This window comes from Pseudomonas sp. P5_B3, assembly GCF_056400405.1.
The window spans coordinates 156777-178585 of the sequence record NZ_JBFULI010000001.1; the positions used below are offsets into that span (position 1 = coordinate 156777).

Genomic DNA, 21809 nt, shown 5'->3' on the forward strand with positions numbered 1-21809 from the left:
CAAGCGGCTTTTTGGGAGGCTTGTGCATTCCCCCGCCGCCAACTGCCCGTCAATCCGACTCGTTCTCCCGTCAGAGCCGTCCGCCAAAACGGGACATCACCCCTTGCTGAGATCAACCAACGGCGTCTGCCGCACCTCAGTCTCCCGCCCACCTTGAATCTCGCTCACCTGCTTCAGCGCCTTATCCACAGCGGTCTTATCCGCCAGCAAGCTGTAGCTGATGCGGAACTGCTTGTGCTCCTTCGGCCCAATCGTCGGCACCAGGTTTAGTGGCCGCTGATACCGGCGGTTGTAGGAAAAACTCGTGCCTGGCTCCAGCCCCGTGACATAGCCCTGCCCTTGGGTATCGGTGTTTTTCCACAGGGAGAACACGGGCAGTGTTTGCGTGTTGAAGCCGACCGAGACGCCCAGGCTACCGGCCTTGTTATGCAGGACGGTCAATGTATCGCCCTTGGCATCGGCGTACGGCACCACGTTGTAGACGGTTTCGTCGTAGTCCTTGGTCGGTGCGCGGTAGGTTTGCCAGTCCGGCAGATCGCCTTTGGCTTTGTCGTTGAACGGCGACACCTGTTTCACCGGCGCGGCGAAGCGGGCGCCCTGCTCCAGGAACGGCGTGCTGAAGTTGCTGTGATACAGCGCCTGGTATTCCTTCGGATAGTCGCCATTGTTGGTCAGGGTGTCGTTGAGGGCGAACGCTACGCTGCCGGGCTCGGTGACCAGTTCGGTCGCGACTGAGAAGTCGACTTTCTTGAATGCCTGCTCCTTCAGTTCGCCGCGCAGGCTGATGGCGTATGGCGGCTTCTCATCAATATGCAGCGTGACTTTGTTGGCCGGGATGTTGGCGGCGCGGCCATGCAGGGTCAGCAGTTCGCCGTTGTCGATGCCGGGGTGGCCGACCCATTCGTAGCCGCAGCGGGTGACCAGCTCATTGAAACCTTCCAGCCAGCCCAGGCCACCACGGCCGTTGAGCTCGATGAAGGACGGATTGACCACTTCCTTGACTGGCGAATCCCAACCCATGCGCACGTTACCGACAGAGGCCTGCAGGACGTTCATGCCGCGAGTTGGAACTACCGAAAGTTTCATCGTGCCGTTATCGATGTCGACGATGCTGACGCCTTCCTGCCGACCGCCATGCAAGGTGCGCAGGGTCACGCTGAAAGGCTTGTCGGTTTTTACGCCGAGTTGCTGGCTGGTGATTTGCCAGTTCTGGGCGGCTTTGTCGGTGTCGAGCAGGACGTAATCCCAAGCCATGGCGTGGGAGGCAGCGGACAGTGCGCTGAGGGCAACGAAGAGTTTGAGCGGGGTCATGGCAGCAGCCTTTCTTGGATTTGTGCCATTTTTATAGACTTGCAGAAACGTTTCAGCAAGCATAAAAATCGAAATAACGGTGGCAAACGCCAAGAGATCGTCGATACGGGGCTTGTGGATAACGCGCAGAATCGAGTCGATGGCGATTTGGGCAGCGATTCAACGAAACCGGTCAACCTCATGCCGCAGATCCGCGGCGAGCTTCTCCAGCTCTTTGGCTGTCACCGCCAGGTTCGAAACCACTTCCCGCTGCTCACTGTTCGCCAGGGCGATGCTTTGCAGGTTGCTGCTGAGCAAGGTGGCGGTGCTGCTTTGTTCCTGGGTCGCGGTGGTGATGGCGGCGAATTGCTGACCGGCGGAACGGCTTTGCTCATCGATACGCGCCAGGGCCGAGGCTACGTTGGCGTTGCGCGACAAGCCTTCCTGCATCAGCACGTTACCCTGCTCCATGGTACTGATCGCGTTGCCGGTTTCCTGCTGGATGCTGTGGATCATCCCGGAAATTTCATCAGTGGCCTGGCGAGTACGTGAGGCCAGGTTGCGCACCTCATCGGCCACCACCGCAAACCCACGCCCCTGCTCGCCGGCACGGGCGGCTTCGATGGCGGCGTTGAGCGCCAGCAAATTGGTTTGCTCGGCGATCGCGGTGATCACCCCGACAATGCCGCCGATTTCCTGGGAGCGCTGGCCCAAGGTGTTGATTACCGTCGCGGTGCTGTTCAGTGCACCGGCGATTTGCTCCAGGGACGAGGACGCTTCGTCCATTGACGTACGACCGATCCGGGTTTGTTGTGCGTTTTCCTGCGCCAGACGCTGGGTGCTGCCCATATTGTCGGCAATGTTCAGCGAGGTGGCACTGAATTCTTCCACGGCGCCGGCCATGCTGGTGATTTCGCCGGATTGCTGCTCCATCCCTTCATAGGCACCACCGGACAAGCCGGACAACGCCTGGGCGCGGTTGTTGACCTCTTCCGAGGCTCTACGAATGTGCTCGACCATGGTCGACAGCGCCTGGCTCATCTGGTTGAAGGCGCGGGCCAACTGACCGATTTCGTCGTTGCTCGACACGTTCAGGCGCACGCTCAAATCACCCGCGCCCAAGGCTTCGGCCTGACGCACCAGATCACCCAGCGGCGCCAGTTTGCTGCGCAGCAACCAGACCGCCGAACCCACCGCCAGCAACATCGCCAGCAGACTGCCGATGGCCAGGCGAATGCCGACGCTCCAGGTCACCGCGCGGATTTCGGCTTTCGGCATGCTCGCCACCACCGACCACGGCCCACCTTCGAACGGCACGGCAATGCTGTAGAAGTCTTGCGACTTGTCGCTCCAGAAATCGCCCTTGCCCGGTGTCTTGGCCAGACCGACGATGGCCGGGACTGCCACGTCCAATGCCTGCACACCGGCGATCGGCACCAGCCATTTGTTCTGCTCGTCGAGCAGCGCCAGGGAGCCGGTCTGGCCGATGCGGAAGCGCTTGAGGTTTTCGAACTGAGCATTCTGTGCGTCGGTGTAATCGAATCCTACAAACAGCACGGCAATCACCTTACCACCGCTGTCGCGTACGGGGGTGTACTGAGTCATGTAGGACCGTTCAAAGAGCAAGGCGCGACCGACGTAGCTCTGCCCGGCCATCAAGCGCGCATAGGCCGGATGGGCGTGATCCAGCAATGTGCCGATGGCCCGGGTGCCGTCCTGTTTGCTCAGGGACGTGCTGACCCGAATGAAGTCTTCGCCACTGCGCACGAACAGCGTCGCGACGCCGGCAGTCATTTGCTTGAACTCGTCCACTTCCTTGAAGTTGTTGTTCAGTACTTCGCTGCCCAGGTGCAGGCCCGGGGTCTGCACACCCGCCACGGCCACCGGCTCATCCGGGTGCACGCTCAAACCGGCGCTGAAGCGCTTCTCGAACAGACCGCTCAGACGCTGGGTACTTTCACGCAACGTGCCGTGGAACGTGCTCAACTGATCGGCCAGCAGCCGTGCCTCGCTGGCCAGGTGCTCTTCGCGGGTAGCGAGGTTGGCAGCGTCCAGCGAGCGCAGGGCAAACACGGTGCTGCCGCTGATGACAACCGCCAGTATCACGGCAAGCGCAAGACCCAGCTGTGAGGCAATCCGAGCACGAGGTTGAGACATGACAGCTCCTGACCCAGTGGGCCGGATCATCCTTATCCCGTCGCACTCGGCAAAATTTCTGATAGTGGGGTAAACGTGGAGCCTGGCACGAAGGTTCCATCAGCAGATTTTCGGCGGCAAAACTGAATACTTGAGTGATTAACCGGGATATGGCTCAAGGCCGCCATTGCGGCGGCTCCATCGATTCAGCCCAGGTGTTCGACATCCGGTAACTCCATGGCCCGGACCTCGCCTTGCAGGAAATCGCTGAGTCGACGCAAGCGCTCGCCGCCGGGCCGGGTTTTTGGCCAGACCAGGTAATAATGCTCACCACTTGCGACGGCGGTCGGCCACGGCAAACTCAGACGTCCCTGCGCAACATCCTCTGCCACCATCAGCAAATCGCCCATGGACACGCCGTAACCTCGAGCGGCAGCGATCATGCCCAGCTCCAGCGTATCGAACACTTGCCCGCCCTTGAGCGAGATTCGATCGGTCAGGCCCATGCGCTCCAGCCAGTTGCGCCAGTCACGGCGGTCCGGAGTCGGATGCAGCAGCTCGGTACTGGCCAGGCGCTCAACGTCCCACGGTTGATCCTTCAGAAGATTCGGCGCGCCCACCGGGATCAGCTCTTCGGGAAATAGGCAAGTAGCCTCCCAGTCCGGTGGAAAATGCCCGTTGCTGAGAATGACGGCACAGTCGAAGGGTTCGTGGTTGAAGTCCACCGTATCGATGTCCATCCAGGCGCTGGTCAATTGCACTTCGTTCCCCGGTCGCAGGTGCCGGAAACGACTGAGCCGCGCCAACAGCCAACGCATGGTCAGGGTCGACGGGGCTTTCATGCGCAGGATGTCGTCCTCGGCGCGCAAGGTATTGCAGGCCCGTTCAAGGGCAGTGAAGCCTTCGCGTATGCCGGGCTGGATCAGCCGCGCCGATTCGGTCAGTTGCAGGTTGCGCCCGCTGCGATGAAACAGCCGACAGGCGAAATGCTCTTCGAGCGTACGAATGTGTCGGCTGACCGCACTTTGAGTGATCGACAGTTCTTCGGCGGCGCGAGTAAACGAGCTATGCCGCGCCGCCGCTTCGAATGCTCGAAGGGCATACAAGGGAGGAAGACGACGTGACATCAGGAAAGCTCCTACAACGCGATTGCTTCAATTTATCGGAAACTCTCTCATATGAGTTTTAATCATGCCACCCATCCTTTTTATCCCTTTGTGCAAACCCCGCAGAGCGCCGAGAATCGAGGCTTCCTGTTTTCTCTGACAATCGAGCGTGATGATCATGCAGCATCCAGCACGTACTGAACTCCGGGCCATCCTGCGGCTGGCGGGGCCGTTGATTGCCTCGCAGTTGGCGCACATGCTGATGGTCCTCACCGACACCCTGATGATGGCGCGCCTGAGTCCCGAAGCACTGGCCGGTGGCGGACTCGGTGCGGCGACCTATTCGTTCGTGTCGATCTTCTGCATCGGCGTGATCGCGGCGGTCGGCACACTGGTAGCGATCCGTCAGGGTGCCGGTGATATTGTCGGCGCTACCCGACTGACCCAGGCCGGGCTGTGGCTGGCATGGCTGATGGCGCTGGTTGCCGGCTTGCTGCTGTGGAACCTCAAACCGGTGCTGCTGCTGTTCGGCCAGACCGAAACCAACGTCCATGCGGCCGGGCAGTTTTTGATCTTCCTGCCGTTCGCCCTGCCCGGCTACCTGAGCTTCATGGCCCTGCGCGGGTTCACCAGCGCCATTGGCCGTGCGACACCGGTGATGGTCATCAGCCTTGGCGGTACGGTCGCCAATTTCCTGCTCAACTATGCGCTGATTACCGGAATGTTCGGCCTGCCGAAACTCGGGCTGACGGGTATCGGGCTGGTCACGGCGATTGTCGCCAACCTGATGGCACTTGCGCTGGCGTGGCACATTCGTCGGCATCCGGCTTATGAGGCCTATCCGCTGCGTCAGGGCCTGTCGCGGCTGAACCGCCAGTACCTGAAGGAGCTGTGGCGTCTGGGCCTGCCGATTGGCGGTACCTATGCCGTGGAAGTCGGACTGTTTGCCTTCGCTGCGCTGTGCATGGGCACCATGGGCAGCACGCAACTGGGCGCGCACCAGATCGCCCTGCAAATCGTCTCGGTGGCATTCATGGTCCCGGCGGGTATTTCCTACGCGATCACCATGCGTATCGGTCAGCACTACGGTGCCGGACAACTGCTGGATGCGCGGCTGGCCGGGCGGGTCGGTATTGCCTTCGGGGCGGCGGCGATGCTGTGTTTCGCCATGGTCTTCTGGCTGTTGCCGAACCAGTTGGTCGGACTGTTCCTCGACCACAATGACCCGGCATTTCGCGATGTCATCAATCTTGCCGTGAGCCTGTTGACGGTGGCCGCCTGGTTCGAGCTGTTCGACGGCGTGCAAACCATTGCCATGGGCTGCATTCGCGGACTCAAGGATGCCAAGACTACTTTCCTCGTCGGCCTGGGTTGCTATTGGTTGATCGGCGCACCGGCGGCGTGGTGGATGGCGTTCCATTTGCAGTGGGGGCCAACGGGTGTCTGGTGGGGCCTGGCGCTGGGGCTGGCGTGCGCGGCGGTGAGCCTGACGCTGGGGTTTGAGTGGAAGATGAAGCGGATGATTCGGCGGGAGCCTTCGGCAGAGAGTGGTTTCCAGATGGCTCAGCCTGACTGAGAAACCTGTGGGAGCGAGCTTGCTCCCACAGGGATTCGTGGTGGTTTCCAGAACCGGTTAGCTCACCACTTCCAGCACTTGCTGCTGACTGGAGCCAAACATCAGATATTCCACCAACTCATCCAGCGGCAATGGCTTGCTGATCAAATATCCCTGCACCTGATCGCATTCAAACCCGCGCAGCAGATCCAGTTGCTCCGGCGTTTCCACACCTTCGGCGACCACCTCGAGGTTGAGGTTGTGCGCCAGGTTGATCATCGCGTGGACCAGCTTGCGGTTTTCCTCACGCTGTTCCATGCCGCCGACAAAGCTCTTGTCGATCTTCAGCAAGGTGATCGGCAGGCTGTTGAGGTGCACGAAGGACGAGAAACCGGTGCCGAAGTCGTCGAGGGAGAAGCGCACACCGAGACGCCCGAGGGCGTCCATGGTCTGCTTGACCAGATCGCTGCGGCGCATCACCGCGGTTTCGGTCAGCTCGAATTCCAGCCACTGCGCCTCGACGCCACGCTCGGCAATCAGGCGACTCAGGGTCGACAACAACTGGCTGTCCTGGAACTGCCGGAACGACAGGTTGATCGCCATGTGCAACGGTGGCAAACCCAGCTCAAGCAGCGCCTGCATGTCGCGCAAGGCCCGGGAAATCACCCAGTAGCCCAGCGGCACGATCAGACCGCTTTGCTCGGCCAGCGGCACGAATTCGCTCGGTGCCAGCAGGCCGCGCTCGGCATGCCGCCAGCGCACCAAAGCTTCGAGGCCGACGATCTGCCCGTCTTCGAGGTTCAACCGTGGCTGGTAGTGCAATTCCAGCTCATCGCGGCGCAGCGCCCGGCGCAGCTCGGTTTCGAGGTCGGCGATGCTGCGGGCATTGCGGTTGATGCGTTCGTTGAAAATGTGAAAGGTGCAGCCCTGGGTGCTTTTGGCCTGCTGCATGGCGATATGTGCATGCCACATCAGCGGATCCGCATCGGTCTGGGCCCGGGCGTAGGCGATGCCCAGGCTGGAACCGATCAGCAGGCTTTCGCCATCGACCCAATAAGGCTCGGCCAATGCTTCGCTGATGCGTTCGGCCATCCACTCGGCACGCTGGGGAGCGCGGCGGGTGTCGATCAACAGAGCGAATTCATCGCTGCCCAGGCGTGCCAGTTGATCGCCGGCCTCAAGCTGGCTCTTGAGCCGCGCCACCACTTGCAGAATCAAACGGTCACCGGCCTGATGGCCAAGGGCATCGTTGGCATAACGAAAGTTGTCGAGATCGAGATGACCGAGGGCCAGGCCGCGACCGTCGTTTTCCGCCAGCCGTGCGGTCAGCAGGGTCTGGAAGCCCTGGCGATTGGCGATGCCGGTGAGCGGATCTTGCTCGGCCAGGCGTTGCAGAGTGTTTTCCAGGACGCCACGCTCGCGCACATGGCGCAGGCAGCGGCGCAACATGCCGGTATCGAGCAGATCACGCACCAGCCAGTCACTCACACCGTCGGGCGGGGTCAGCGGCTCATGGTCGAGCAGCAACACCGTCGGCAGGCTGCAACGGCCCGGCGCCGGTTGAAGTTGCGGGATGGTCAATAACACCGCGCTGCGGTTGTCATCGAACAGGCTGCTGACCGACTCCCAACTCGGCGCACTGATGAGCACGGCCGAATTCCCCATAGGAGCCAGACACTCGCGCAACAACGCTGCCCACGCTGGCTCTTCAGCCAGTAGCAGCAAACGCAAGGGTTCGACAGGCGTAGACAAGCTAGCTCCCTAGACTCTGCAAAGATGTAGGCGACGGGCATTATGCCGTTCCGATAACCAATGACAATGACATCAGTTATCAAATCGGCCCTTTGCATCTGGAATTACGAACATTAGCCGCAAATTCATTGCGCATCCTGCGTGAAAGTAACAAAACCGGCAATTACAGATAGCGTGGTACGTCACAAGTCGGACAGAGCAGCACAATTTACTGAGCCTGTTAAAATGCCGGCCCATTTTGTGACTGACTCCTGAATTTACCTATGTCCCGACTCAATCCCCGGCAGCAAGAAGCCGTGAGCTACGTCGGCGGCCCTCTTTTGGTGCTCGCCGGCGCCGGCTCCGGCAAGACCAGCGTGATCACGCGCAAAATTGCGCACCTGATCCAGAACTGCGGCATTCGCGCCCAGTACATCGTCGCCATGACCTTTACCAACAAGGCTGCCCGCGAGATGAAGGAACGGGTAGGCACTCTGCTGYGTGCCGGTGAAGGTCGTGGGCTGACGGTCTGCACGTTCCACAACCTGGGCCTGAACATCATCCGCAAGGAACACGTGCGGCTGGGCTACAAACCGGGCTTCTCGATCTTCGACGAGACCGACGTCAAGGCCCTGATGACCGACATCATGCAAAAGGAATACTCGGGCGACGACGGCGTCGACGAGATCAAGAACATGATTGGCGCCTGGAAAAACGACCTGATCCTGCCGGCCCAGGCCCTGGAAAACGCGCGCAACCCCAAGGAACAGACTGCCGCCATCGTCTACACCCACTATCAGCGCACGCTCAAGGCGTTCAACGCGGTGGACTTCGACGACCTGATCCTGCTGCCGGTGAAGCTGTTCGAAGAGCACGCCGACATCCTGGAAAAGTGGCAGAACAAGGTGCGTTACCTGCTGGTCGACGAATACCAGGACACCAACGCCAGCCAGTACCTGCTGGTGAAAATGCTCATCGGCAAACGCAACCAGTTCACCGTGGTAGGCGACGACGACCAGTCTATCTACGCCTGGCGCGGCGCTCGCCCGGAAAACCTGATGCTGCTCAAGGATGACTACCCGTCCTTGAAGGTGGTGATGCTGGAGCAAAACTACCGCTCCACCAGCCGCATCCTGCGTTGCGCCAACGTGCTGATCTCGAACAACCCCCACGAGTTCGAAAAGCAGCTGTGGAGTGAAATGGGCCACGGTGACGAGATCCGCGTGATCCGCTGCCGCAACGAGGACGCCGAGGCCGAGCGCGTGGCCATGGAAATCCTCAGCCTGCACCTGCGCACCGACCGCCCGTACAGCGATTTCGCGATCCTGTATCGCGGCAACTACCAGGCCAAACTGATCGAGCTGAAGTTACAGCATCACCAGGTGCCGTATCGCCTGTCTGGCGGCAACAGCTTTTTCGGACGTCAGGAAGTAAAAGACCTGATGGCCTACTTCCGCCTGATCGTGAACCCGGACGACGACAACGCCTTCCTGCGGGTGATCAACGTGCCGCGCCGCGAGATCGGCTCGACCACGCTGGAGAAGCTCGGCAACTATGCGACCGAGCGCAAGATCTCGATGTACGCCGCCACCGACGAGATCGGCTTGGGCGAGCATCTGGACTCGCGTTTCACCGATCGTCTGTCGCGCTTCAAACGCTTCATGGACAGGGTGCGCGAGCAGTGCGCCGGCGAAGACCCGATCTCGGCCCTGCGCAGCATGGTCATGGACATCGACTACGAGAACTGGCTGCGCACCAACAGCTCCAGCGACAAGGCCGCCGACTACCGCATGGGTAACGTCTGGTTTCTGATCGAGGCGCTCAAGAACACCCTGGAGAAAGACGAAGAAGGCGAGATGACCGTCGAGGACGCCATCGGCAAACTCGTCCTGCGCGACATGCTCGAGCGTCAGCAGGAAGAGGAAGATGGCGCCGAAGGCGTGCAGATGATGACCTTGCATGCGTCCAAGGGTCTGGAATTCCCCTACGTGTTCATCATGGGCATGGAAGAGGAAATCCTCCCGCACCGTTCCAGCATCGAAGCCGACACCATCGAAGAAGAGCGTCGCCTGGCCTACGTGGGCATTACCCGCGCGCGCCAGACCCTGGCCTTCACCTTCGCCGCCAAGCGCAAGCAGTACGGCGAGATCATCGATTGCGCACCGAGCCGTTTCCTCGATGAACTGCCGCCGGACGATCTGGCCTGGGAAGGCAACGACGACACACCGACCGAAGTCAAAGCCGTGCGAGGCAACAACGCTTTGGCGGATATACGCGCGATGTTAAAGCGCTAGAATTGACCACTTTTATATGACCTTCGGCGCACAGGCGCCAAAAGAGGACAGCTTCATGGAAGCCCTGCACAAGAAAATTCGCGAAGAAGGCATCGTGCTTTCCGACCAGGTCCTGAAAGTCGACGCCTTTCTGAACCACCAGATCGACCCGGCCCTGATGAAGCTGATCGGCGACGAATTCGCCACGCTGTTCAAGGATTCGGGCATCACCAAGATCGTCACCATCGAAGCCTCGGGCATCGCGCCGGCGATCATGACCGGCCTGAACCTCGGCGTGCCGGTGATTTTCGCCCGCAAGCACCAGTCCCTGACCCTGACCGAAAACCTGCTGTCGGCGACTGTGTACTCGTTCACCAAGCAGACCGAAAGCACCGTCGCGATCTCCCCGCGCCACCTGACCAGCAGCGACCGTGTGCTGATCATCGATGACTTCCTGGCCAACGGTAAGGCGYCCCAGGCACTGATCTCGATCATCAAACAGGCCGGCGCCACCGTGGCGGGCCTGGGCATCGTGATCGAGAAGTCGTTCCAGGGTGGCCGTGCGGAGCTGGATTCGCAGGGTTATCGTGTAGAGTCCTTGGCTCGCGTGAAGTCGCTGGCCGAAGGTGTCGTGACCTTTATCGAGTAAGCCGCCATAACGCACATCCCCTGTGGGAGCGAGCTTGCTCGCGATGGCGGCCTGACAGACAACATTGATGTTGAATGTGATGGCCTCATCGCGAGCAAGCTCGCTCCCACAGTTGTTTCCCACAGTTGTTTTCGGTGATCAGTTACTGCGCAGTCGCCTTGAGGCCTGTGAGCAGCAACCGCTGATACAAATCCTCCTTCATCCCCTCCGGGTTGGCCAGTTGCATGCGCTGCAGATGCTCCGGGAACAACGCAGGCTCCGGCGCATCCAGCGCTGCCCTGCCTAATTCCAGCACCTCGCTCAGTTTGAACTTGCTCTTGAGCCAGTTCAGCGCCCGCAACAGATCACGCTCGACCTCGGTGAAATCACAGCCCAGCGGATACTCCGGAAACAGCTGCGGGTGCCGCGCCTGAATCGCCTGCAAACGCTGCAGACTGTTATCGGTAAAGCGCGGATCTAGACGGAAGTCCTTGGGCAGTTTGCCGACTTTCTGCGCCTGCTCAATCAATCCCGGCTGAAAACGCGAGTCGCTGATGTTGAGCAAGGCCTCGATCACCGCCGCATCGGTCTTGCCGCGAAGATCGGCGATGCCGTATTCGGTGACCACGATGTCCCGCAAGTGCCGGGGAATCGTGCAGTGGCCATACTCCCAGACGATGTTCGAGCTGACGTCGCCGCCGGATTCACGCCAGCTGCGCAGCAGCAACACCGATCGCGCGCCTTGCAGCGCATGGCCCTGAACCACGAAGTTGTACTGCCCGCCTACGCCGCTGAGCACACGCCCGTCTTCGAGCTGATCTGCCACGGCGGCCCCCAGCAACGTCACGGTGAAGGCTGTGTTGATGAACCGCGCATCGAGGCGCTGCAAGCGCTTGAGTTCTTCCTGGCCGTAGAGCTCGTTGATGAAGCTGATGCGGGTCATGTTGAATTCGAGCCGCTTGCTCTGGGGCAACTCGCGCAAGCGGTCATAGAAGCTGCGCGGGCCGAGAAAGAAGCCACCATGGACAGAGATGCCGTCGGTTTGCGCAGTCTCGTCGAGGGTGCCGGCATTCGCCTGTTGTTGGGTCGCCACGTCCGGGTAAGCCTTGCGCCGCACGATCCCGGCATCCGCCAGTACCAATAAGCCGTTGACGAACATCTCGCTGCAACCATACAGGCCGCTGGCGAACGGCTCGAGGCCGCCCTCGCGCTCGATCAGTTGCGCCCACTGACGGAGGTTCACCTCGGCCAGCAACGCCTTGTACGCGTCGTTGTCGGCCTGTCGCGCCAGCAGCGCCGCCGTCAGCGCATCACCCATGGAGCCGATGCCGATTTGCAACGTGCCGCCGTCACGTACCAGGGTGCTGGCATGCAGGCCGATGAAATGATCCTGAAATCCTACCGGCATGTTCGGCGTGGAGAACAGCGTGGTGTTGTCCTTCTGGTCGATCAGCAAGTCGAAGGTGTCGATGTCGAGCTCCGCATCGCCGGGCATGTAAGGCAGATCGTTGTGCACCTGGCCGACCATCAGGATGGTTTCTCCGGCGGCGCGGCGCTTGGCGATCATCGGCAACRGGTCAAGGGTGATGTCCGGGTTGCAGCTCAGGCTCAAGCGGTCGGGATGTTCGGCATCGCTGGCCACCAGCTGCGCCACCAGATTCAACCCGGCGRCATTGATGTCCCGCGCCGCATGGCTGTAGTTGCTGCTGACGTAATCCTGTTGCGCCGTGGCACTGTTGAGCAAGCTGCCAGGCTGCATGAAGAACTGCTGGATGTGAATGTTGCCCGGCAGTTGGTCGCGACGCAGATCGGCGAGAAACTCCAGCTCCGGATAATCGCCGAACACCCGTTCGATAAAGGGTTCGAGAAATCGCTTTTGCAATCCGTCGCCCAAGGGCGGACGGCCCAGGCACAGCGCGGTGTAGATCGTCAGCCGCCGCTCGGGCAGTTGCGCGATACGTCGATACAACGCGTTGACGAAGTGGTTGGGTTTGCCCAGGCCCAGGGGCAGGCCCATGTGAATGTGGACCGGCAACCGCGCCAGTACGTCATCGACCGCCTGCTCGATAGAACACAGCTGAACCATCGGATCCTCCCTCACGTTCCATGAATTGGGGTTGGTCCGAGCTTGCCGGGTCTTTACCGCAATGAACAGCCCTGTAGGAGCGAGCTTGCTCCGGGCGGCGCTCCGACGATGGTCGTCAACGATAACGCATGGAACCTGACACCCCGAGGCGCATTCGAACTCATCGCGAGCAAGCTCGCTCCTACAAGAGTTCACAACAAACCAAAGCAGAAATCACAGGCACAAAAAAGCCGCTCGCAAGCGGCTTTTCAGCAGCAAGACTCAGGCTTATTTCAGGCCGGACATCTTCTGGATGGCGCCTTTTAGCTCGGCGTCTGCACAATCGGCGCAGGTGCCTTTTGGCGGCATCGAGTTGAGGCCGGAGATCGCCTTGGCGAGCAGGCCGTCAACACCACCTTCTTTCTTGGCGCGCTCGCCCCAAGCGGCGGCATCACCGATTTTCGGTGCGCCCAACAGTCCGGTGCCATGGCAAGCGTTGCAATGTTTCGCAATCACTTCATCCGGAGTTTTTGCACCGCCACCGCCGCCAGCGGCAGTGGCCACTTCCATCCCCTTGCACTCTTTACCCTGAACACAAACCTGGCCGACTGGCTCAAGGCGTTTGGCGATTTCGTCGTTGGTCGCAGCTTGAGCGCTGACACTGACTGCCCATAGGGCCAATACGGTTGCTGGTGCAGCCAGCATTTTCATAATTAGGTTCACGCGTTCACCCTCAATGGTGGCTAGTCACGCCTACGGCCACGGTTCGCAGGCGGGCGCAAGTATAGCGGTAAGCCCGTCGCACTGAAACAACCCCAAAGTCGGAGGGGTCTTAGGCTGCGGCGGAAAAACAGCCCGGGCGCCTCCGCGATGCTGGCAGGACGCCTCTTTTCTTAGAAGTTCGCCGGCGTGGCTGCGCTGATTAGTCGCGCCGGCACATCGAACGGATTACGGAAACGGTGTGGCTTGGTACTTTCAAAGTAGTAGCTATCGCCGGCTTCGAGGACAAAAGTTTCGAGACCGACCACCAGTTCGAGTTTTCCTTCGACCAGGATGCCGGTTTCCTCGCCCTCATGGGTGAGCATCTCGTCACCGGTGTCGGCGCCTGGCGGATAGATTTCATTGAGGAATGCGATGGCCCGGCTCGGGTGCGCCCGACCGACCAGTTTCATGGTCACGGCGCCATCGGAAATATCGATCAGCTCGTTGGCCTTGTAGACGATCTGAGTCGGTTTTTCCTGCAGGATTTCTTCGGAAAAGAACTCGACCATGGACATGGGAATCCCGCCCAACACCTTGCGCAGCGAACTGATCGAAGGGCTCACGCTGTTCTTCTCGATCATCGAAATCGTGCTGTTGGTGACCCCCGCCCGTTTGGCGAGCTCACGCTGGGAAAGGCCTTTGAGCCTACGGATGGATTGCAGTCGTTCACCGACGTCCAAAGCTTGCGCCTCCAGGATTCAGGTTGTTGGAATAGTGAGCGTTATCATGGCGACAGCGTTCAGTATTTACAACACTTTGACCTGAATCCTGCTCAGCGAGGCGACTTCCGGTCTGGAGCCCCGCGCACTAAGCCCCGGAATAGAGCAGTGGCACCCGACGCAGGTTGCAGAAGATCTGGTAAGGAATCGTGCCGGCAGCCATGGCCACATCACTGGCGAGGATGTTTTTGCCCCACAACTCGACGGTCGAACCGAGGCCGGCCTGCGGCACATCGGTCAGATCGATACAGAGCATGTCCATCGATACCCGGCCAATCAGCTGGCTGCGCTGCCCGGCAACCAGCACTGGCGTGCCGGTCGGTGCCAGGCGCGGGTAGCCGTCGGCGTAACCCATGGCCACGACGCCAATGCGCATCGGTTTAGGGGTGATGAATTTGGCGCCGTAACCGACGGGCTCGCCAGCCGGCAACTCGCGCACACTGATCACTTTCGATTCCAGGGTCATGACCGGTTGCAGGCGCGATGCTGCTTCGTTGGCTTCTTCGAAGGGCGTAGCGCCATAGAGCATGATGCCTGGGCGCACCCAATCGCTCGGAATCTGCGGCCAACCGAGCACCGCCGGCGAGTTGCGCAGACTGACCTCGGCGGACAAGCCCTTGCGCGCCGCTTCAAATACCGCCACCTGATCGGCACTGGCCTGCTCATGCAGTTCATCGGCGCGAGCAAAGTGACTCATCAGCACTACTTTCGCGACCTTGCCGCTGGCCAGCAGGCGTTGATAGGCCGCTTGATAATCCGCCGGATGCAGCCCCACCCGGTGCATGCCCGAATCGAGTTTCAGCCACACGGTGATCGGCTTGCTCAATGTGGCTTTCTCGATGGCTTCGAGTTGCCACAGCGAATGCACCACGCACCAGAAATCATGCTCGACGATCAGCGACAACTCGTCGGCTTCGAAAAAACCTTCCAGCAGCAGCACCGGCGCACGAATACCCGCCGCCCGCAGCTCCAAGGCCTCTTCGATGCAGGCCACGGCAAACCCGTCTGCCTCGGCTTCCAGCGCCTGGGCACAACGCACCGCGCCATGGCCATAGGCATCGGCCTTGATCACCGCGAGGGCTTTGGCCCCCGTGAGTTCACGGGCGACTTGGTAGTTGTGACGCAGGGCTTGAAGATCGATCAGGGCACGGGCAGGACGCATGGCGGCAGACTTCTGGTCGGGTTATCGGGAAGAAAAACCGGCGCTGACTGACGGCGTGAACCGCCAGCAGCACCGGGAGAGGGATCTGTCTGAAAGCTTATGGCAGAGCGGCGACAACCGACAGCTCGACCAGGATTTGCGGTTCGCACAGTTTCGATTCGACTGTGGCACGGGCCGGGGCGACGCCTTTTGGCAGCCACTTGTCCCACACCGCGTTCATGCCTTCGAAATGCGCGTCGATGTCTTTCAGGTAAATCGTCACCGACAACAGATTGTTTTTGTCGGTGCCCGCCAGATCGAGCAAACGCTCGATATTGGCCAGGGTTTCACGGGTCTGCTGTTCAATCCCGGCGCTCAGGTCATCGCCGACCTGTCCGGCCAGGTAAACCGTGCCGTTATGGGTGACGATCTGACTCATGCGCTCATTGGTGAGCTGGCGCTGGACTGACATGCTTTGCAGGCTCCTGGGTTTTGTTGCCATAACGGGAAATATCGAGGCCTTCGGCGCTGATCTGCGGCTTTTTCTTTGCCATCAGATCAGCCAGCAAGCGACCGGAGCCGCACGCCATGGTCCAGCCGAGTGTGCCGTGACCGGTGTTCAGGAACAGATTCCTGAACGGGGTGGCGCCAACGATCGGCGTGCCGTCGGGAGTGGTCGGACGCAGGCCGGTCCAGAAACTGGCCTGGGCCAGATCGCCGCCCTGAGGATAAAGGTCGTTGACGATCATCTCCAGGGTTTCCCTGCGACGCGGGTTCAGCGACAGGTCAAAACCGGCGATTTCAGCCATGCCGCCAACGCGGATGCGGTTGTCGAAACGGGTGATCGCGACCTTGTAGGTCTCGTCGAGAATGGTCGATGTCGGGGCCATTGCCGGGTTGGTGATCGGCACGGTCAGGGAGTAGCCCTTGAGCGGGTACACCGGCGCCTTGATCCCCAGCGGCTTGAGCAGTTGCGGCGAGTAGCTGCCGAGGGCCAGCACGTAGCGGTCAGCGGTTTCCAGCTTGCCGTCGATCCACACGCCGTTGATGCGGTCACCGGCGAAGTCGAGGCGCTGAATGTCCTGGTCGAAACGGAATTGCACACCGAGGTTTGCGGCCATCTCGGCAAGCTTGGTGGTGAACATCTGGCAGTCGCCAGTCTGATCGTTCGGCAGGCGCAGGGCACCGGCGAGGATGTCAGTGACGCTGGCCAGGGCTGGCTCAACGCGGGCAATGCCGTCGCGGTCGAGCAGTTCGAACGGCACGCCGGACTCTTTCAGCACAGCGATGTCTTTCGCGGCGCCGTCCAGTTGAGCCTGGGTGCGGAACAGTTGGGTGGTGCCGAGGCTGCGGCCTTCGTAGGCAATGCCGGTTTCGGCGCGCAGTTCGTCGAGGCAGTCACGGCTGTACTCGGACAGACGGACCATGCGCTCCTTGTTCACCGCGTAACGGCTGGCGGTGCAGTTGCGCAGCATCTGTGCCATCCACAGGTACTGGTCGATGTCGGCAGTAGCCTTGATCGCCAAGGGTGCGTGGCGCTGCAACAGCCACTTGATGGCCTTGAGCGGTACGCCCGGCGCAGCCCACGGCGAGGCATAACCCGGCGACACCTGGCCGGCGTTGGCGAAACTGGTCTCCATGGCAGCAGCCGGCTGCCGGTCGACCACCACCACTTCGAATCCGGCACGGGCCAGATAATAAGCACTGGTGGTACCGATGACGCCGCTACCCAAGACCATGACGCGCATTTTCATATCCCTCATCGCGGCTAACCGCTGACGTTTGTTATTCAGAGCTTCAGATGCGCGCAGTGTAAAAAAGATCTGCCAGTGCTTTTCACTATATAAGCGCCTATATTTGGCGACAATTCTCGGCAAAAACCCTTTTCACGGAGGCGCATCCCCTATGCGTACCAACACTCAGACCAAACGTGAGCTGGACAAGATCGACCGCAACATCCTGCGGATCCTGCAAGCGGACGGGCGGATTTCCTTTACGGAGCTTGGAGAAAAGGTCGGGCTCTCGACCACGCCCTGTACTGAGCGGGTCCGGCGTCTGGAGCGCGAAGGGATCATCATGGGCTACAACGCCAGGCTCAATCCGCAGCACCTGAAGGGTAGTCTGCTGGTGTTCGTCGAGATCAGCCTGGACTACAAATCCGGCGATACTTTCGAAGAGTTCCGACGCGCGGTGCTGAAATTACCCCATGTGCTGGAGTGCCATCTGGTGTCAGGGGATTTCGACTACCTGGTGAAGGCGCGGATCTCCGAGATGGCCTCGTACCGCAAATTGCTGGGCGACATCCTGCTCAAGCTGCCCCATGTGCGCGAGTCCAAGAGCTATATCGTGATGGAAGAGGTGAAAGAGAGCCTGACCTTGCCGATTCCGGATTGAGGATTTTCCGGTGTCTGTTCAGACCCCATCGCGAGCAAGCTCGCTCCCACAGGGTCGGTGCAGCACCTGTGGGAGCGGCGGTGCGGCGATCCGACTTGCCCGCGATGAAGTCGACTCGGTTCTGCTGAAGTACGCCGCCGCTTAAACCAACACCTGCCGAGTGCTGGCCATGTACTCGAACACCTGCTTCTCCACCCGCGGATGAATCAGCTCCACCGGCCCGCGCCCGTTGGGGCACGGCAAGGTCTTGGTGGTGCCGAACAACCGGCAGATCAGCGGCCGCTCGTCATACACGGTGCAACCATTCGGTCCCAGATGCACACAGTTGAGCTCTTCCATGGCGGCATCCTGCTCGGCGCGGGTCTTGCGCGGCAGGCGCGACATTTCTTCCGGTGAGGTGGTCACCGGCCCGCAGCAGTCATGGCATCCGGGAACGCACTCGAACGAGGGAATCTGCTGGCGCAGGGTACGGATTGTCTGGCTGTTGCAGCTCATTGAAGCGGTGACCAATAGCGGAATAGAGCCGGATTCTGACGCAAAAGCTTCGATCCAGACAGCACCAGCCGACCAATGTTGCCCGTCCGGAAAGGTCCGGCTTATGCTCCGTCAGGTTTTCCAAACGCAAGAATCAGGATCACGCACATGAATGCCCGTGCTCAACAGCCTGCTCTGAACCACACTGCTTCCTACTACGCCGCCAGCAGCCTGCCGCAGCCCGAACTTCCGGCGCTCAAAGGCGAAGTGCTGGCCGATGTCTGTGTGGTGGGCGGCGGGTTTTCGGGGTTGAACACGGCGCTTGAGCTCGCCGAACGTGGCCTCAGCGTGGTGTTGCTTGAGGCCCACAAGATCGGCTGGGGCGCCAGTGGACGCAATGGCGGGCAGCTGATTCGCGGCGTCGGCCACGGCCTCGATCAGTTCACCAATGTCATCGGTGTCGAAGGCGTGCGGCAAATGAAACTCATGGGCCTGGAAGCCGTGGAAATCGTCCGGCAACGGGTCGAGCGCTGCCAGATCCCCTGCGACCTGACCTGGGGTTACTGCGACCTCGCCAACAAGCCCCGTGACCTTGAAGGCTTCGCCGAGGATGCCGAAGAACTGCGCAGCCTCGGTTATCGCTACGAGACCCGTTTGCTGCAAGCCAATGAGATGCACACCGTGGTCGGTTCCACGCGTTACGTCGGTGGCCTGATCGACATGGGTTCGGGGCACCTGCATCCACTGAACCTGGCCTTGGGCGAAGCAGCCGCGGCACAACGACTGGGGGTCCAGTTGTTCGAGCAGTCGGCCGTGACCCGCATCGACTATGGCCCCGAGGTCAAGGTCCATACCGCCGAGGGCTCGGTGCGCGCCAAGACCCTGGTGCTGGGCTGCAATGCCTACCTCAATAACCTCAATCCGGAACTCAGCGGTAAAGTCCTGCCCGCCGGCAGCTACATCATCGCCACCGAACCATTGAGCGAAGAACTGGCCCACGCCCTGCTGCCACAGAACATGGCGGTCTGTGACCAGCGGGTGGCGCTGGATTACTACCGGCTCTCGGCGGACCGGCGCCTGCTGTTTGGTGGCGCCTGCCATTACTCGGGCCGCGACCCGAAAGACATCGCCGCGTACATGCGCCCGAAAATGCTCGAGGTTTTCCCGCAATTGAGCGCAGTGAAGATCGATTACCAATGGGGCGGCATGATCGGCATCGGCGCCAATCGCCTGCCGCAGATCGGGCGACTCAAGGACCAGCCGAACGTGTACTACGCACAGGCCTATTCCGGTCATGGCGTGAATGCCACGCACCTGGCCGGCAAGCTACTGGCCGAAGCTATCAGCGGCCAGCACAGTGGCGGCTTCGATCTGTTTGCCCAGGTGCCGCACATCACCTTCCCCGGCGGCAAACATTTGCGTTCGCCGTTGCTGGCGTTGGGGATGCTGTGGCATCGGCTTAAAGAGTTGGTCTGAAAGATTGTCGGTGTCAGCTCAGACGCCTTCGCGGGCAAGCCCGCTCCCACAGTGATTGATAGTGTTCACAAGATGTGTGTACACCGCCGAAACCTGTGGGAGCGGGCTTGCCCGCGAAGAGGCCCGGGAGGCCGTCGCAAAACTCAGATCCTCCAGAAAGGCTTCAGCCCCTCCTCTCGCGCCTGCTCCCGCGTCAGCCCGATATCCTTGAGCTGGTCGACCGTCAGCGCCAGCAACGCCTTGCGCGTGTGCAGCCGACGCCAGAACTGATCCCAACGACTCTGGCCGGACGACACATTGTGCATGCCCGCCTCCCGCGTGCCGTTGTTCTGCCCTGCCGCCAGTTCCTGACTGTGTAACGTCAGCCGCACATCGCTCAAACCGTTCATCTTGGATGCTCCTGTTTACTTGGGTAGCCAGAGGTTCCATGATGCGCGGGCGCGAAAAAGCATTACAGATTCAAAACAACTGTATTAACTCAATACAGTTTTGTCGATTCCGCCACTGAATCCTGATTTCTTGCCTGATCTGTACTGGTTAACCGAATCCCACCAATCGAGGCTGCATCATGACCCTTTACGTCAACCTCGCCGAGTTGCTCGGCACACGTATCGAACAGGGCTTCTATCGCCCCGGTGACCGGCTGCCCTCGGTACGGGCGCTGAGTGTCGAGCACGGCGTCAGCCTGAGCACGGTGCAGCAGGCCTATCGGGTGCTGGAGGACAGCGGGCTGGCCATGCCACGACCCAAGTCCGGGTACTTCGTTCCGGCCAGTCGCGAATTGCCGGACTTGCCGGCAGTCGGCCGCCCGGCTCAAAGGCCGGTGGACATTTCGCAATGGGATCAGGTGCTGGAATTGATCCGCGCCGTACCACGCAAAGATGTGGTGCAACTCGGGCGCGGCATGCCGGATATCACCAGTCCGACCATGAAGCCTCTGCTGCGTGACCTGGCGCGAATCAGCCGGCGGCAGGATATGCCTGGCCTGTATTACGACAATATCCACGGCAACCTCGAACTGCGCGAACAAATCGCTCGCCTGATGCTCGATTCCGGCTGCCAGTTGGGCGCCAGCGATCTGGTGGTCACCACTGGATGCCATGAAGCGCTGTCCACCAGCATTCGCGCGACTTGCGAGCCGGGGGACATTGTGGCGGTGGACTCGCCGAGCTTTCACGGTGCCATGCAGACCCTCAAGGGCCTGGGCATGAAAGCCCTGGAAATCCCCACCGATCCACTGACCGGCATCAGCCTCGAAGCGCTGGAACTGGCGCTGGAGCAGTGGCCGATCAAGGTCATACAGCTGACCCCCAACTGCAACAACCCGTTGGGCTACATCATGCCCGAGTCGCGCAAACGTGCGTTGTTGACGCTCGCGCAACGGTTTGACGTGGCGATCATCGAGGACGATGTGTATGGCGAACTGGCCTATACCTATCCACGCCCGCGCACGATCAAATCCTTCGACGAGGACGGTCGCGTCCTGTTGTGCAGTTCGTTTTCCAAGACCCTGGCGCCGGGCCTGCGTATCGGCTGGGTCGCGCCGGGCCGTTATCTGGAACGGGTGCTGCACATGAAATACATCAGCACCGGCTCCACCGCGCCACAACCGCAGATCGCCATCGCCGAATTTCTCAAGGGCGGCCATTTCGAGCCGCATTTGCGGCGGATGCGCACGCAATACCAACGCAATCGCGACCTGATGATCGATTGGGTAAGCCGCTACTTCCCGGCCGGCACCCGTGCCAGTCGTCCGCAAGGCAGTTTCATGCTGTGGGTGGAATTGCCGGACGGCTTCGACACCCTGAAACTGAATCGTGCCCTGCACGACCAGGGCGTACAGATTGCCGTGGGCAGCATCTTCTCCGCCTCGGGCAAGTACCGCAATTGCCTGCGCATGAACTACGCTGCCAAACCAACACCGCAGATCGAAGACGCGGTGCGCAAGGTCGGTGCGACAGCGTTCAAACTGCTGGCGGAAACCGATCAGCTGAGCGACTGACTTTTATTCGGGAATCAGCGTCCATATGCCTAACTGCGCCGCCAAACGGAACGATCC

The 21809-nt window shown here is 60.6% G+C and carries 18 protein-coding genes; 6 read left to right on the forward strand and 12 right to left on the reverse strand.

What is annotated here, in order from left to right:
* Window positions 1-96: 96 nt before the first annotated feature.
* From AC1DRN_RS00780 to AC1DRN_RS00790, 3 genes are all read right to left on the reverse strand, one after another.
* A complete protein-coding gene (locus tag AC1DRN_RS00780; RefSeq protein WP_223460419.1) occupies window positions 97-1311 on the reverse strand; it encodes an aldose 1-epimerase family protein in 1215 nt (404 codons plus the stop codon).
* Between the two features lie 159 nt (window positions 1312-1470).
* Window positions 1471-3447, reverse strand: coding sequence for a methyl-accepting chemotaxis protein (locus tag AC1DRN_RS00785; protein WP_223460421.1), 1977 nt, complete (start codon window positions 3445-3447; stop codon window positions 1471-1473).
* Window positions 3448-3632: 185 nt separating this feature from the next.
* The gene (locus AC1DRN_RS00790) at window positions 3633-4553 is read right to left on the reverse strand and encodes a LysR substrate-binding domain-containing protein (protein WP_223460423.1); all 921 of its coding nucleotides are present in this window, start codon (window positions 4551-4553) and stop codon (window positions 3633-3635) included.
* 157 nt (window positions 4554-4710) lie between these two features.
* Between AC1DRN_RS00790 and AC1DRN_RS00795 the strand changes: the two genes are divergently transcribed.
* Window positions 4711-6108, forward strand: a complete 1398-nt coding sequence (locus AC1DRN_RS00795; protein ID WP_223460425.1) for a NorM family multidrug efflux MATE transporter — start codon at window positions 4711-4713, stop codon at window positions 6106-6108.
* A gap of 57 nt (window positions 6109-6165) precedes the next feature.
* Here the strand turns inward: AC1DRN_RS00795 and AC1DRN_RS00800 are convergent, their stop codons facing one another.
* Complete coding sequence (locus tag AC1DRN_RS00800; RefSeq protein WP_223460427.1) at window positions 6166-7839, reverse strand: putative bifunctional diguanylate cyclase/phosphodiesterase; 1674 nt, start codon at window positions 7837-7839, stop codon at window positions 6166-6168.
* 263 nt (window positions 7840-8102) lie between these two features.
* On the opposite strand from AC1DRN_RS00800, the gene rep reads away from it, so the two are divergent.
* Complete coding sequence (gene rep / locus AC1DRN_RS00805; RefSeq protein WP_477786599.1) at window positions 8103-10112, forward strand: DNA helicase Rep; 2010 nt, start codon at window positions 8103-8105, stop codon at window positions 10110-10112.
* Window positions 10113-10167: 55 nt separating this feature from the next.
* Entirely contained in the window at window positions 10168-10740 is a 573-nt protein-coding gene (locus tag AC1DRN_RS00810; protein WP_477786600.1) for a xanthine phosphoribosyltransferase, read from the forward strand.
* A 142-nt stretch (window positions 10741-10882) separates the two neighbouring features.
* Here AC1DRN_RS00810 and AC1DRN_RS00815 read toward each other — a convergent pair whose 3' ends face one another.
* The 6 genes from AC1DRN_RS00815 to dadA all read right to left on the reverse strand — a co-directional run bounded on the left by AC1DRN_RS00815 (window position 10883) and on the right by dadA (window position 17154).
* A complete protein-coding gene (locus tag AC1DRN_RS00815) occupies window positions 10883-12805 on the reverse strand; it encodes an acetyl-CoA hydrolase/transferase C-terminal domain-containing protein (protein WP_477786601.1) in 1923 nt (640 codons plus the stop codon).
* A gap of 267 nt (window positions 12806-13072) precedes the next feature.
* Complete coding sequence (locus tag AC1DRN_RS00820) at window positions 13073-13495, reverse strand: c-type cytochrome (RefSeq protein ID WP_223460541.1); 423 nt, start codon at window positions 13493-13495, stop codon at window positions 13073-13075.
* A gap of 182 nt (window positions 13496-13677) precedes the next feature.
* A complete protein-coding gene (locus AC1DRN_RS00825) occupies window positions 13678-14226 on the reverse strand; it encodes a cupin domain-containing protein (RefSeq protein ID WP_008023455.1) in 549 nt (182 codons plus the stop codon).
* 127 nt (window positions 14227-14353) lie between these two features.
* Window positions 14354-15427, reverse strand: coding sequence for an alanine racemase (gene alr, locus AC1DRN_RS00830; protein WP_223460433.1), 1074 nt, complete (start codon window positions 15425-15427; stop codon window positions 14354-14356).
* 97 nt (window positions 15428-15524) lie between these two features.
* Window positions 15525-15878 (reverse strand): RidA family protein, encoded by a 354-nt coding sequence (locus tag AC1DRN_RS00835; RefSeq protein WP_223460435.1) that lies wholly within the window; start codon window positions 15876-15878, stop codon window positions 15525-15527.
* Entirely contained in the window at window positions 15850-17154 is a 1305-nt protein-coding gene (dadA, locus tag AC1DRN_RS00840) for a D-amino acid dehydrogenase (RefSeq protein WP_223460437.1), read from the reverse strand. Before dadA ends, AC1DRN_RS00835 begins: the two co-directional genes overlap by 29 nt.
* A gap of 157 nt (window positions 17155-17311) precedes the next feature.
* Here dadA and AC1DRN_RS00845 point away from each other — a divergent pair, with 157 nt between their 5' ends.
* Entirely contained in the window at window positions 17312-17800 is a 489-nt protein-coding gene (locus AC1DRN_RS00845) for an Lrp/AsnC ligand binding domain-containing protein (RefSeq protein ID WP_007975155.1), read from the forward strand.
* A gap of 141 nt (window positions 17801-17941) precedes the next feature.
* Here AC1DRN_RS00845 and AC1DRN_RS00850 read toward each other — a convergent pair whose 3' ends face one another.
* On the reverse strand, window positions 17942-18295 hold the full coding sequence (locus tag AC1DRN_RS00850; RefSeq protein WP_007975156.1) for a YkgJ family cysteine cluster protein: 354 nt from the start codon (window positions 18293-18295) through the stop codon (window positions 17942-17944).
* A gap of 147 nt (window positions 18296-18442) precedes the next feature.
* Here AC1DRN_RS00850 and AC1DRN_RS00855 point away from each other — a divergent pair, with 147 nt between their 5' ends.
* Window positions 18443-19750, forward strand: coding sequence for an NAD(P)/FAD-dependent oxidoreductase (locus AC1DRN_RS00855; protein WP_223460439.1), 1308 nt, complete (start codon window positions 18443-18445; stop codon window positions 19748-19750).
* Window positions 19751-19893: 143 nt separating this feature from the next.
* Here AC1DRN_RS00855 and AC1DRN_RS00860 read toward each other — a convergent pair whose 3' ends face one another.
* Complete coding sequence (locus AC1DRN_RS00860) at window positions 19894-20139, reverse strand: DUF1127 domain-containing protein (RefSeq protein WP_223460441.1); 246 nt, start codon at window positions 20137-20139, stop codon at window positions 19894-19896.
* A gap of 179 nt (window positions 20140-20318) precedes the next feature.
* Between AC1DRN_RS00860 and AC1DRN_RS00865 the strand changes: the two genes are divergently transcribed.
* Entirely contained in the window at window positions 20319-21752 is a 1434-nt protein-coding gene (locus tag AC1DRN_RS00865) for an aminotransferase-like domain-containing protein (protein WP_223460443.1), read from the forward strand.
* Window positions 21753-21809: the final 57 nt, after the last annotated feature.